Genomic DNA, 12,816 nt, shown 5'->3' with positions numbered 1-12,816 from the left:
TTAAACAATCATATGAATTTAAATTTTAATGATTTTCAAAAACAAGATGTCAAATTTGACATTACTGAACTTCAAAAAGCTTATAAAGAGATACTAAAAATTAAAAATTTTAGTGGGCCAGAGGGAGTAACAAATTTTGGTGCTATTTCTTTAACCCAGATACCTGGAGATCCAGATTCAATCAAAGGTCACAAAGCTAGAGGTGTTTTTTGGACAATGCCAGATTCATCTGGGAAAGAAGCTATTAGAGATGAAAAAATTGATGAGGCTGCATACTCAGAGTTCATTGATGATTTTAAAAACACATATTTTAAAGAGGTGTTTGATGTTCTTTCATCAAAATATAAATTAGGAAGAGTAAGAATATTATTAAAACAACCAAGATCAACTTTAAGTTGGCATAGAGATCCTGAGCCAAGATTACATATACCAATAATAACGAACCCTGGTTGTCATATGGTTATCGACAATGTTTGTAAACATTTACCAGCTGATGGATCAGTTTGGATTACTAATAATACTAAATATCATAATGCATTCAATGGTGGAGAAGAGAACAGAATTCACTTAGTGGCTTGTGTATTAGATTATAAATTTAATTAATTTGAAAAAAATATTTATATCTTCAGATCACGCAGGGTATAAACTTAAAGAAGATATCAAAGTTTATCTAAAAAAAAGAAATTACAATTTTACTGATTTAGGTCCCATTAATGATAATCGAGTAGATTATCCAGACTTTGCTCATAAAGTAGCAAAAAAAGTAAAAATCAACAGAAATCATCTAGGCATACTTGTTTGTGGTTCAGGAATGGGTATGAATATTGCTGCAAATAGACACAAAAATATACGTGCAGCACAATGTTTTAATTTAAAATCAACAAAATTATCAAGATTGCATAACGATGCAAATATCATTACATTAGGCTCAAGACTACTTAAGAAAAAAAATGTAATGAATATGATAAATATTTTTTTAAAAACAAAGTTTGAAGGTGGAAGACACTTAAAAAGAATTAAGAAAATTTAATTATGTCAAGCGAAGCTAAATATATCAATTCTGATTATAAAGACTTTTTTGAAAAGAGTCTCTCAAAGTCTGATCCAGACTTATTTAAAGCTATAAATGACGAATTGATAAGACAACAAAATCATATAGAGCTTATTGCATCAGAAAATATTGTTTCTCAAGCTGTACTAGAAGCTCAGGGATCAGTTTTAACTAATAAATATGCAGAGGGTTATCCTGGTAAAAGATATTATAATGGTTGTGAACATGTTGATGTAGCTGAAGAATTGGCGTTAGAAAGAATCAAAAAACTTTTTAACTGCAAATATGCAAATGTACAACCTCATTCAGGAGCGCAAGCGAATGGTGCTGTCTTTCTAGCTCTATTAAAACCTAATGATACTTTTATGGGTATGAGTTTAAATTCAGGAGGACACATTACTCATGGCTTAAAAATATCAATGTCAGGTAAATGGTTTAATGCAATTAGTTACGATGTTGATAAAAAATCTGAGCTTATTGATTATGATAATGTTGAAAAACTTGCTTTAGAACATAAACCAAAACTTATTATTGCTGGTGGAAGTGCATACTCTAGAGTAATTGATTTTAAAAGATTTAGAGAAATAGCTGACAAAGTTGGAGCTTATCTTATGGTTGATATGGCTCATTTCTCAGGATTGGTTGCTGGTAAAGGTTATCCAAATCCATGTGATTATGCACACGTAGTAACATCGACAACACATAAAGTTTTTAGAAGTGCAAGAGGTGGTATAATTTTATCTAATGACATTGATCTTGGTAAAAAATTTGATACTGCAGTTTTTCCTGGCTATCAAGGTGGACCTTTAATGCATATCATTGCAGCAAAAGCTGCAGGGTTTTTTGAAGCTTTAAAACCTGAATTTCAAACTTATATAAAAAATGTTTTAGCTAATGCAAAAATACTAGCTGAGACTTTAAAAAATAATGGTTTTAAAATTTATTCAGGGGGAACTGATACTCATTTAATGCTAGTAGATTTAAGACCTTTTGGTGTAAAAGGAAATATAGCGGCTGAAAGTTTATGCAGAGCTAATATTACATGTAATAAAAATGGAATACCATTTGATACAGAAAAACCTATGATCACATCAGGAATTAGATTAGGTTCACAAGCCGCAACAACAAGAGGTTTTGGTTTAAAAGAATTTGAAAAAGTTGGAGAATTAATTACTAAAGTTATTGAAGGTTTGTCAGAAAATCCTAACGACAATAGTAAGGTTGAAAATGAAGTAAGACAAGAAGTTATTAATTTGTGCTCCAATTTTCCGATTTATAAAAATTTAAATAAATGATCTGTCCTTGTGAGAAAAAAGGTGAAACATCTGTAGTAGATTCACGTCCTACAGAAGATGGTACAGCAATAAGAAGAAGAAGACTTTGTAGTTGTGGTGCAAGATTTACTACTTTTGAAAGAATACAACATCGAGAAGTAATGGTTGTGAAAAAAAATGGAAGAAAATCTTCTTTTGATCGAGATAAATTAGCTAAATCAATTTATATTGCCCTTAAAAAAAGACCACTAGACACAGAGACTGTAGAAAAATTTATCAGTCGTATTACAAGATCTTTAGAAGAACTTGGACAGAATGAGATTTCAAGCAATACAATTGGAACAATGGTAATGGAAGGTTTAAAAGAACTTGATCCAGTAGCGTATGTGAGATTTGCTTCTGTTTACAGAAATTTCAGAGAAGAAAAAGATTTTGTACAATTTGTGGACAAACTAGATGTCTACAAAAAAAGATAAATTTTCAATAGAAGATAAGAATTATATGAAACTTGCTATTAATTTAGCAAGAGCCAGGAAAGGATTAACTGGTGAAAATCCTTCAGTAGGGTGTGTGATAACTAAAGGTAACAAAATTATTTCTATAGGTCAAACAGGCTTTAATGGACGACCACATGCCGAGTCTAACGCTATTAATAATTCATTCCAGAATTTATCAGGTGCTAAAATGTATGTAACTCTTGAACCATGTAATCATTATGGAAAAACACCTCCTTGTACAAATAAGATAATTAGTAGTGGTATTGGTGAAGTTTACTATTCTATTGATGATATTGACAATAAAGTTAAAAAAAAGAGCTTTAAAATTTTAAGCAATAATAAGATTAAAGTTAAAAAAGGACTTTTAAAAAAACAGGCAACAGATCTTTATGACTCATACATAATAAATAGAAAATACGAACTACCTTATGTTACAGCAAAAATTGCTATATCCAAAAATAATCTTATTTATAGTAAAAACGTTAAAAGAATAACAAGTCATACTTCTGATAAATTATCTCATTATTTAAGATTTAAAAATGATGGCTTAATGATTTCTAGTAATACTCTTAACATTGATAACCCAAAATTAAATTGTCGTTTGAATGGATATGAAAAATATTCTCCTAAAAGAATTATTTTAGATAAAAATTTGAATATAGGTATGAATACTTATATTATAAAATCTGTAAAAAATAATAATACTATAATTTTTCATCACTCGTCAAATCACTCAAAAATTCAAAATTTAAAAAAAAGAGGAATAACTTTGATTAAATCAAAATTAAATACTGAAAAAAAATTTGATATAAAGATTATTCTTAGAAAATTATTTTCTCAAGGTATTAGAAATTTATTAGTTGAAGGAGGAGATAAAATTACGAAAAATATGCTTAAAAACAGATTAATAGATCAATTTTATATGTTTAGGAGCTCAAAAAATTTATCAAAAACTAAAAAACATGTAATTTTTACATCAAACAATATCTTAAATAAAAAATATAAAGTTAAATTAACAATAAGTTCAAAACTAGCCAAAGACAAAATTACCATCTATAAAAGATAATATGTTTAATGGAATTATTTTTAACAAAGGTATTGTAAAAAAAATTTTAAAAAGACCAAAAGGTATCAATATTTTTATTCAATCAAATATAAGATTGTCTAAAAAAGATATTGGTGTATCAATAGCCTGTGATGGTGTCTGTTTAACTCTTATTACAATAAATAATAAGATAATGGAATTTTATTTATCAAACGAAACAATTGATAGATCAAAATTTAGATTTCTTAAAATTAATGAGCAAATAAATTTAGAAATGCCACTTAAATATGGTCAAAAAATATCTGGTCATATTTGTCAAGGACATGTAGATACAGTTGGAAAAATAAAGAATATAAAAAAAATTGATAAATCCTATCTTTTTGATTTTGAAATCCCTTTAAAAGAGAGGAAAAATATAATTGAAAAAGCCTCAATATGTATAAATGGTATTTCATTAACTATATCTAAAGTTACTAAAAAAGGTTTTCAAATTTGGGTTATTCCACATACATTTAAATTAACAAATTTATCTAAAATTAAACAAGGAAGTTTAGTTAATGTTGAAATTGACATACTTTCTAAATATGTAAAAAATTTTTTTAATGAAAAAAAGTAATTATTCATCAATTGAGTCAATAATTAATACTGCCAAAAAAGGTGGAATGTTTATTTTAGTTGATGACGAAAAAAGAGAAAATGAGGGTGATTTAGTAATATCCACATCTGACTCTAATGCCAAAAATATTAATTTTATGGCAAAGTATGGAAGAGGTTTAATTTGTTTAGCTTTAGATGCTTTACAGGCCAAAAGATTAAACTTATCTCTAATGTCTCCTGTGAATCAATCAAGAAATAAAACAGCATTTACCGTTTCAATCGAAGCAAAAAAAGGAATAACAACCGGAATATCCGCAAAAGATAGAGCTAGGACTATAAAGGTTGCTTCAAGGAAAAATGTAAATAAAAAAGATATTGTTTCTCCAGGTCATGTATTTCCTATTATTGCAAAAGATGGGGGCGTGCTTGTTAGAGCAGGTCATACAGAAGCTTCAGTTGATATTTCAAAACTTGCCAGAAAAAATAACTCAGCTGTTATTTGTGAAATAATGAATGAAGATGGTACTATGGCGAAAGGTCAAGATCTTTTTAATTTTGCTAATAAACATAAACTTAAAATAGGAAAAATTGAAGATCTCATTGCATACAGATTGAAAAAAGAAAAACTGATAAGATTAAAGAAACAAAGTGTGATTGAGGTAAAAAATCAAAAGTATAAAATCAGAATTTATGAAAACCTTTTAGATGGATCTGAACATTTTGCGCTTATTAAAGGGACAATAAAAAAAAGTATTACTCCAAGAGTAAGAGTAATTTCGTCTAATGTAGTTAAAAATTATCTAATAAATCAACAATTGCCTAATTCATTCAACAAAACAATTAATCATTTTAAAAAGTTTAATAATTGTGTTTTAGTTTTTATCAAGGATAGTAATCTTAAATCTGTTTCACAAACTTTAAAAGATTTTAAAGACAAAAATTCTTATAAAAAGGTAAAAGACAAATCAATTAAAAATTACGGTATAGGCGCTCAAATAATTAAAGATTTAAAGATTAAAAACATGATTTTAATTACAAAATCACCTAAAAAGGTTATTGGTTTAGATGGTTTTGGTATAAAAATCACAAAACAGGAAATTATTTAATGAAAAAAAAAATTCTAATTGTTATAGCTGATTACTATAAAGATATCTCTTATGGTTTATTAAAGAGTGCTCAAGATTATTTACCAAAAAACTTTATTGTTAAAATAATTAAAGTTCCAGGAGTTTTTGAAATACCAGTTTCAATATCTAAAAATTTAAAAAAATATCATGCCTTTATAGCACTTGGGTGTGTTATAAAAGGACAAACTCCTCATTTTGATTTTATTTCTCATTCTTCAACAGAAGCTATAATGAATTTGTCAATAAATTCTAAAAAACCTATAGGTAATGGAATTTTAACATGCTTAAATATGAGACAAGCAAAAGCACGAAAAAAAAAAGGTGCTGAAGCTGCGAAAGCTATTGTTTCAGTTTTATTACAAAAATGAAAGTTTCTTTTAGCGCAAAGAATAATCCTAGAGTTATAATCATTCAAAAATTATATGGAAAATTTTTCAATGATGACGAAAAAATAGATTTTCCAAAACATAGATTTAAGAAGTTTATTAAAGATGTTGTTTTTGGAACAATCGAGAGGAATGAAATTTTGATTGATGAATTAGATAAAAATTTAGGTAATGAATTTAGATTTAATAATTTAGATAAATTATTTCAAGTCATATTGAAATCTGCAACATATGAGCTCTTATATAAGCCAAATGTCTCAATAAAGATTATAATTAAAGAGTATCTAGATGCTTCAAATTTTTTTTTAGACAACTCTCAAACAAAATATCTAAATGCTTTATTGGATAATATAGCTAAAAAGATAAGAATAAAAAATGCATGAGTTTGAACTTATAAATAAATATTTTTCAAAATTATCATCTAATAATAAAGGTTCTTTAAAATTAAATGACGATGTTTTTTTTGATAAATCAAAAAAATTAGTAATTTCTGTTGATACATATGTTGAAGGTGTTCATTTTATAAACTTTCAAAATCCTGACCTTGTTATTAAAAAAATCATTAGATCATCTATATCAGATTTGATCTGTAAAGGTGTGAGTCCTAAATATTATTTTATTTCAGGTTCTGGTAATAAAAACACTTTTTCTAAAAAAAAACTTGAAAAAATATCAAAATCTTTACATCAAGAACAAAAAAAATTTACAATTAATTTATGTGGTGGAGACACTACTTTTTCAAAAAAATTAAGTTTCACAATAATTTCTGTAGGTTTTTCAGATAAAATAATCTTTAGAAATAAAGCAAAACTAAATGATGATATATATGTTACAGGTAATTTAGGAGATAGTTTTGTTGGCTTAAAAGTCTTACAAAAAAAAATTCATTTAAATCGAAATTTAACAAGATATTTTAAAAATAAATATTTTCATCCCAATTTGCATATAGATATAACAAAAAAATTATTATCAATTGCAAATACTTCTATTGATATATCAGATGGTTTAGTAGCTGATTTAGAAAAATTAATTAATCATCAAAAACTTTCTTATGTGTTATATTTGAACAATATACCAACTTCTAAAAATCTTAATAAATTAATTAAATCAAAGATTGTAAAAAAGATTACTTCAGTAACTTTTGGAGATGATTATCAAATATTATTTACTGCTTCACCTTCAAAATCTAGAATCATCTCTAAAACTAGTAAAACTTTAGGTATAAAGATTTCAAAAATAGGAAAAATTTGTAGCCCTAAGCAAAAATCACAAATTATCGATGAAAAAAATAAGAAAATTGCGCTTAAAAATAAAGGTTATTTTCATAAATTTTAAAAGTTAATTATTGCGTTTTATAGCTTTTTTTGTATTGTCCGGCTTTTAAAAACAAACAACAACTTAATTAAGGTCAATATGAACTCTACAGTCGAAACTATACTTTTGTATACCATTGCAGCAGGACTTTTATCCATTGTTTATGGATATTTTACAGGAAAAAATATTTTAAATTCAAGCGCAGGTAACTCAAAGATGCAAGATATTGCATCTGCTATTCAAATAGGAGCTAAAGCTTATTTAGCCAGACAATATAAAACTATTGCAATTGTTGGTGTTGTTGTTTTAATAATAGTTAGTGTTGCATTTAGTCCCCTTGTTGGACTAGGTTATCTTATTGGTGCAGCTTTATCAGGTATTGCTGGTTATGTTGGGATGTTAGTTTCCGTTCAAGCAAACGTGAGAACAGCAGAAGCTTCTCGTAAAGGTTTATCAAGTGGTCTTTCTGTTGCTTTTAAATCTGGAGCTGTCACTGGAATGCTTGTTGCTGGTTTAGCTTTATTAGCTATTGCTGTTTATTATTATTTATTATTAAAATTTAATGTTGATGAAAGAGAAATAGTGAATGCACTAGTGGCTTTAGGTTTTGGTGCATCTTTAATTTCAATTTTTGCAAGATTAGGTGGAGGAATTTTTACAAAAGGAGCTGATGTTGGAGCTGATTTAGTTGGAAAAGTTGAAGCTGGAATACCAGAGGACGATCCAAGAAATCCAGCGGTAATTGCAGACAATGTCGGAGATAATGTAGGTGATTGTGCAGGTATGGCAGCTGATTTATTTGAAACTTATGCTGTAACTATTGTTGCTACTATGGTCTTATCATCAATTTTTTTCCCAGGAGATATGTCAATGATGATTTATCCTTTAACAATCGGAGGAGCATGTATTTTGACATCAATAATAGGAACTTTCTTTGTTAAGCTTGGTAAAAGTAAAAATGTAATGGGAGCTTTATATAAAGGATTTGTTGTTTCTGCTTTAACTTCATTAGCAATATTATATCCAGTAACTGATTTTGTTTTAGGATTAGACAATTCATACAATCTAAATAATAGATCATTTTCTGGTATGAGTTTATATTATTGTGGTGTTATAGGTTTAGTAATTACAGGTTTATTAATTTGGGTTACTGAATACTATACTGGAACTAACTATAGACCAGTTAGAAGTGTTGCGAGCTCTTCTACAACTGGACATGGCACAAATGTTATTCAAGGTTTAGCAATTTCTTTAGAAGCTACAGCTATACCAGCTTTAATAATTGTTGCAGGTATTTTGCTAACTAATCACATCGCTGGTTTGTATGGTATAGCTATTGCTGTAACAACAATGTTAGCTTTAGCAGGAATGGTGGTTGCTCTTGATGCTTATGGACCTGTGACAGATAATGCCGGTGGTATTGCTGAAATGTCTAAGTTACCAAACAGTGTTAGAAAAACTACTGACGCACTAGATGCAGTTGGAAATACAACAAAAGCTGTTACAAAAGGCTATGCTATTGGATCAGCGGGTTTAGGTGCTTTGGTTCTTTTTGCTGCCTATACAGAAGATATAAAACATTTTTCAAAAGTAGCTGGATCAAAATTAGAGGGTATTGTGGTTACTTTCGATTTATCAAATCCATATGTAGTTGTTGGTTTGTTAATTGGAGGAATGCTTCCATATTTATTTGGTTCTATGGGAATGCAAGCCGTTGGTAGAGCAGGTGGTGCTGTTGTTATAGAGGTTAGAAGACAATTCAAAAAGTATCCAGGTATAATGAAAAAAAAACAAAAACCTGATTATGCTAAATTGGTAGACTTGTTAACAGTTGCTGCAATTAAAGAGATGATTATTCCATCTTTATTACCTGTTTTGTCACCAATAGTTTTATATTTTGTAATTTTTGCGATTGGTGGTCAAGTTGCTGCATTAGCGTCTGTTGGTGCTATGTTGTTAGGTGTAATCATAACTGGATTATTTGTAGCGGTATCAATGACAGCAGGTGGTGGTGCTTGGGATAATGCAAAAAAATATATAGAAGATGGAAATCATGGTGGGAAAGGATCAGAGGCTCATAAAGCAGCTGTTACAGGTGATACGGTTGGAGATCCTTATAAAGATACAGCGGGTCCAGCAGTAAACCCAATGATAAAAATTACTAATATTGTTGCATTACTATTATTAGCCGTTATCGCTGGTTAATTTCTTTTCTTTTTTTGGCCCTCACACCAAGAGGGTCATTAATTTTTTGTCTCATACTAGACATGAAATCATATATAAAAGAATTTCTAGCAAATGAAGCTTGCGTTGTATCTTTTACTATTTTAATCTTTTTCATATCTTCCATATTATAAAATTCTTTTTTTTGAAGTACTCCATAATTATCAATTTCTAAAACAAGAACATCATTTTTAAAAATTTTCATTTTACCTAAATTTTTTATCTTTGATTGAGTTTGTTTTCTCTCTATATAAATCCAGATATCATTATCAAATTTACTTTGAGTTGAAGGTGCGCCTAATATCATTCTGATGTCATTAGTGGTGCTCTCGTTTACAATTAATGATTTTTGTTTTTTTTCTAAAAAAGGTACCCCATGATGTTTGACAACTTTTTTAAAAGAACAATTTGTTACTATTATTGCAAAGAATATTATATATAATAATTTAATCATGAGTGAAAACTATATTAATATTTATAACAATTTAATCAATTTCTCTAGAAATAAAAATTTATATAAATCGTTAAATCGAGAAGATAATTTTTCTGATCGTTTAACACTTTTTCTCATTCATTTTGCTTTTTTTTTAAAAAACTTTAAAAACAAGGAAAATAAAGACATTTTACAAAAAATCTATGATTTTAATTTTAGGCAATTGGAACTCAGTATACGTGAAATTGGTTATGGGGATCAGTCAATAAACAAAAAAATGAAAATATATCTAAATTTATTTCATGCTATAGTTTCGGATATTCATTTCTGGGATGATCTGGATAAAAATGAAAAATCTAATAAACTCTCTTTTTTTTTAGAAGATTTTTCAAAAATAGACTTTTTAGTTGAATATTTTGATGATTTTAACCTAGATTTAAAGAAAAAAACTTTGACCTTTTTTTTAAAAGGTGTAATTAAACCATAATTATGGCTGTACCTAAACGAAAACAAACACCTTCAAGAACTGGTATGAGAAGATCTCAGAATATGAAATTCTCATCGAAGAATATCGTTGAAGACAAGAAATCTGGTGAATATAGATTATCTCATCATTTAGATTTGAAAACTGGAATGTATAAAGGTCGTCAAGTTTTAGATCCAAAAGATTAAAAATATTTAGAACAATGTCAAATTTAATTAAAATTGCAGTTGATGCAATGGGAGGTGATGGTTCACCTAAAAAAATTATTGATGGCATCATTCACAACAATAAATCAAATAAAGAAAACTATTTTAAAATTTTCGGTAATAAAAATGAAATTGAAAAATATATAAATAACAAAGTTGATAAAAGTTATTATGAGATAATTCATACTAATAGTATTGTCAAAAGTACAGATAGTCCACTTGAAGCTGCTAAAAGAGGAAAAGACACCAGTATGTGGCTTGCAATTGAAAGTGTAAAAAAAAAAGAAGCAGATATAGTTATATCTGCGGGTAACACAGGTGCATTACTTGTAATTGCTAAATTGAATTTAAAAATGATTGAGAATATCGATAAACCTGCATTGTCAGCTTTATGGCCAAATAAAAAAGGAATGAGTGTTGTTTTAGATCTTGGTGCTAATATCGAATGTAACTCAAAAAATTTAGTTGATTTTTCAATAATGGGAGCTGCTCTTTATAAATCTTTATATCCAAATGAAATACCAAATACAGCTTTATTAAATATTGGTTCCGAAGAATTAAAGGGAAATGAAACAATAAAAGAAACATTCAAGATTTTAAATGAAAAAAATTCTAATAATTTTAAATTTGACGGGTACATCGAAGGAAATGAGCTAATGAATGGAAATGTTAATGTGATTGTTTCCGATGGTTTCACTGGCAATGTTGCTTTAAAAACAGCTGAAGGAACTGCAAATTTTATTACCGAAGAACTTAAAAAAGTATTCAAAGGTTCAATTTTAGGAAAAATTTCAGCAATATTAAATATATCAAATTTAAATAAATTCAAAAAAAGATTAGACCCAAGACTTTATAATGGTGCGATATTTATTGGATTAGACTCACCAGTTGTTAAGAGTCATGGAGGGACAGATTTTATTGGATTTTCTAATTCTCTTAATGTTTGTAATAGAATAATAAAAGGTAATTTAATAGATAAAATTAGAGACAATATTTGATTAAATGAGAATAAATTTAACTAAAAAAGACTTAGTTAATATTGTTTATATGCAAATAGGTTTTTCAAAACAAATTTCAGAAAACCTTATTGATGAATTTTTTTCAATTATTATTAAAAATTTAATTAAAAACAAGAATGTTAAAATATCAAAATTTGGAACATTCTCAATTCGATCAAAAAAATCTAGGATTGGTAGAAATCCAAAAACAAAAGAAGAAAAAACCATATCATCAAGAGATGTAGTTCTCTTCAAACCTTCTAAAGAATTTAAAGAATTTTTAAATAAAAGTAATAATGATTAAATCAAATGAATCTTACAAAACTATTGGTGAAGTTGTTAAGTTATTAGGATTAAAATCAAGAAAAGGACAAACAGTTCCTACTCACACCATCCGTTTTTGGGAAAAAGAATTTAAGCAAATTAAACCAATGATTTTAAATGGTAACAGAAGATATTATGATAAAGAAAATATTGAATTATTAAAAAAGATCCATTTTTTATTAAAAGACCAGGGTATGACGATTAACGGAGTTAAAAAAATACTAAATAATAAAGAACCTTTAAAACTTGACGAAACACAAAATAATTCTATAAAGGCTCATAAATTAAAAAACAAGTTAGTAAAAATTTCTAATATTGTTAAAAGTTTAAAAAAACTAAAATAACATGGCAAAAAAAACACACGTAAAAGTAAGATTGGTTCCAGAATCTAAACCTGATAGTCCTTTTTTTTATTATGTTAAAAAACCTGCTGGTGGTGAAAAAGCTAAAATTAAACTAAAAGCAAAAAAATATAATCCAGCCACAAGAAAGCACGAAGTTTTTGTTGAAAAAAAACTTCCACCACATAGTAAATAATTATTTTTTTTTGAAATTTCTTTTTTCGTAATCAATATAAGACCAAATCATATTTTTCCAAATACGATTTGTTATTTTTGGATCTATTTTTAGTTTTTTTGACTTACCATTTATTTTTTTTAGAATAAAATTAATTCTTTTTTTATCTACGATTTCATTTTTATATGTTTTTAATTTTAAAACTTCTTTTACAAGATTTGTTCTATATTTAACCAAAGATAATAGCTTATTATCTAATTTATCTAGTTTTGATCTAATAATTTCTAATTTTTTTTTGTTACTAGGCGACATTAATTTTATTGGATTAATTAATAATTATT

At 27.3% G+C, this 12,816-nt stretch carries 19 protein-coding genes; 17 read left to right on the top strand and 2 right to left on the bottom strand.

Features of this window, described 5'->3' with window-relative positions:
* Positions 1–12 precede the first annotated feature (12 nt).
* From ACTTAV_RS04680 to ACTTAV_RS04630, 11 genes are all read left to right on the top strand, one after another.
* Positions 13–603 (top strand): aspartyl/asparaginyl beta-hydroxylase domain-containing protein, encoded by a 591-nt coding sequence (locus ACTTAV_RS04680; protein ID WP_440670545.1) that lies wholly within the window; start codon positions 13–15, stop codon positions 601–603.
* Between the two features lies 1 nt (position 604).
* On the top strand, positions 605–1,030 hold the full coding sequence (rpiB, locus tag ACTTAV_RS04675; protein ID WP_440670544.1) for a ribose 5-phosphate isomerase B: 426 nt from the start codon (positions 605–607) through the stop codon (positions 1,028–1,030).
* A 2-nt stretch (positions 1,031–1,032) separates the two neighbouring features.
* Positions 1,033–2,346, top strand: a complete 1,314-nt coding sequence (gene glyA / locus ACTTAV_RS04670; protein ID WP_440670543.1) for a serine hydroxymethyltransferase — start codon at positions 1,033–1,035, stop codon at positions 2,344–2,346.
* A complete protein-coding gene (gene nrdR / locus ACTTAV_RS04665; RefSeq protein ID WP_440670541.1) occupies positions 2,343–2,801 on the top strand; it encodes a transcriptional regulator NrdR in 459 nt (152 codons plus the stop codon). Before glyA ends, nrdR begins: the two co-directional genes overlap by 4 nt.
* A complete protein-coding gene (gene ribD / locus ACTTAV_RS04660) occupies positions 2,782–3,888 on the top strand; it encodes a bifunctional diaminohydroxyphosphoribosylaminopyrimidine deaminase/5-amino-6-(5-phosphoribosylamino)uracil reductase RibD (protein ID WP_440670540.1) in 1,107 nt (368 codons plus the stop codon). Before nrdR ends, ribD begins: the two co-directional genes overlap by 20 nt.
* Before the next feature lies 1 nt (position 3,889).
* Entirely contained in the window at positions 3,890–4,483 is a 594-nt protein-coding gene (locus ACTTAV_RS04655; protein ID WP_440670539.1) for a riboflavin synthase, read from the top strand.
* Entirely contained in the window at positions 4,470–5,570 is a 1,101-nt protein-coding gene (gene ribB, locus ACTTAV_RS04650) for a 3,4-dihydroxy-2-butanone-4-phosphate synthase (protein ID WP_440670538.1), read from the top strand. The genes ACTTAV_RS04655 and ribB overlap by 14 nt, the downstream gene beginning before the upstream one ends.
* Positions 5,570–5,959 carry a 6,7-dimethyl-8-ribityllumazine synthase gene (gene ribH, locus ACTTAV_RS04645; protein WP_440670537.1) on the top strand — a complete coding sequence of 130 codons (390 nt, stop codon included), beginning with the start codon at positions 5,570–5,572 and terminating at the stop codon, positions 5,957–5,959. Before ribB ends, ribH begins: the two co-directional genes overlap by 1 nt.
* A complete protein-coding gene (locus tag ACTTAV_RS04640) occupies positions 5,956–6,360 on the top strand; it encodes a transcription antitermination factor NusB (RefSeq protein ID WP_440670536.1) in 405 nt (134 codons plus the stop codon). Before ribH ends, ACTTAV_RS04640 begins: the two co-directional genes overlap by 4 nt.
* Positions 6,353–7,312: a thiamine-phosphate kinase gene (thiL, locus tag ACTTAV_RS04635; protein WP_440670534.1), complete on the top strand. Its 960-nt coding sequence runs from the start codon at positions 6,353–6,355 to the stop codon at positions 7,310–7,312. Before ACTTAV_RS04640 ends, thiL begins: the two co-directional genes overlap by 8 nt.
* Positions 7,313–7,390: 78 nt before the next feature.
* Positions 7,391–9,496, top strand: a complete 2,106-nt coding sequence (locus ACTTAV_RS04630) for a sodium-translocating pyrophosphatase (RefSeq protein WP_440670533.1) — start codon at positions 7,391–7,393, stop codon at positions 9,494–9,496.
* Here ACTTAV_RS04630 and bamE read toward each other — a convergent pair.
* Complete coding sequence (bamE, locus tag ACTTAV_RS04625) at positions 9,483–9,968, bottom strand: outer membrane protein assembly factor BamE domain-containing protein (protein ID WP_440670532.1); 486 nt, start codon at positions 9,966–9,968, stop codon at positions 9,483–9,485. The genes ACTTAV_RS04630 and bamE overlap by 14 nt on opposite strands.
* On the opposite strand from bamE, the gene ACTTAV_RS04620 reads away from it, so the two are divergent.
* From ACTTAV_RS04620 to ACTTAV_RS04595, 6 genes are read left to right on the top strand one after another with little or no spacing between them, the layout of a single operon-like run.
* Entirely contained in the window at positions 9,967–10,434 is a 468-nt protein-coding gene (locus ACTTAV_RS04620) for a ubiquinol-cytochrome C chaperone family protein (protein ID WP_440670531.1), read from the top strand. The two genes, bamE and ACTTAV_RS04620, sit on opposite strands and share 2 nt — an antisense overlap.
* Positions 10,435–10,436: 2 nt before the next feature.
* Entirely contained in the window at positions 10,437–10,619 is a 183-nt protein-coding gene (rpmF, locus tag ACTTAV_RS04615; protein WP_440670530.1) for a 50S ribosomal protein L32, read from the top strand.
* Positions 10,620–10,633: 14 nt separating this feature from the next.
* Positions 10,634–11,635 carry a phosphate acyltransferase PlsX gene (gene plsX, locus ACTTAV_RS04610; protein WP_440670529.1) on the top strand — a complete coding sequence of 334 codons (1,002 nt, stop codon included), beginning with the start codon at positions 10,634–10,636 and terminating at the stop codon, positions 11,633–11,635.
* A 4-nt stretch (positions 11,636–11,639) separates the two neighbouring features.
* The gene (locus ACTTAV_RS04605; RefSeq protein WP_440670527.1) at positions 11,640–11,939 is read left to right on the top strand and encodes an integration host factor subunit alpha; all 300 of its coding nucleotides are present in this window, start codon (positions 11,640–11,642) and stop codon (positions 11,937–11,939) included.
* Positions 11,932–12,303, top strand: coding sequence for a MerR family transcriptional regulator (locus ACTTAV_RS04600; RefSeq protein WP_440670526.1), 372 nt, complete (start codon positions 11,932–11,934; stop codon positions 12,301–12,303). The genes ACTTAV_RS04605 and ACTTAV_RS04600 overlap by 8 nt, the downstream gene beginning before the upstream one ends.
* Position 12,304: 1 nt before the next feature.
* Positions 12,305–12,496 carry a 50S ribosomal protein L33 gene (locus ACTTAV_RS04595; RefSeq protein WP_440670525.1) on the top strand — a complete coding sequence of 64 codons (192 nt, stop codon included), beginning with the start codon at positions 12,305–12,307 and terminating at the stop codon, positions 12,494–12,496.
* Here ACTTAV_RS04595 and ACTTAV_RS04590 read toward each other — a convergent pair whose 3' ends face one another.
* On the bottom strand, positions 12,497–12,787 hold the full coding sequence (locus tag ACTTAV_RS04590; RefSeq protein ID WP_440670523.1) for a chorismate mutase: 291 nt from the start codon (positions 12,785–12,787) through the stop codon (positions 12,497–12,499).
* Between the last annotated feature and the right edge of the window lie 29 nt (positions 12,788–12,816).

Source organism: Candidatus Pelagibacter sp. HIMB1483 (assembly GCF_052048135.1).
In the GTDB taxonomy this organism is placed as follows: domain Bacteria; phylum Pseudomonadota; class Alphaproteobacteria; order Pelagibacterales; family Pelagibacteraceae; genus Pelagibacter.
The sequence above is the reverse complement of the archived record's forward strand: the minus strand, read 5'-3'. Positions and strand labels throughout refer to the sequence as shown.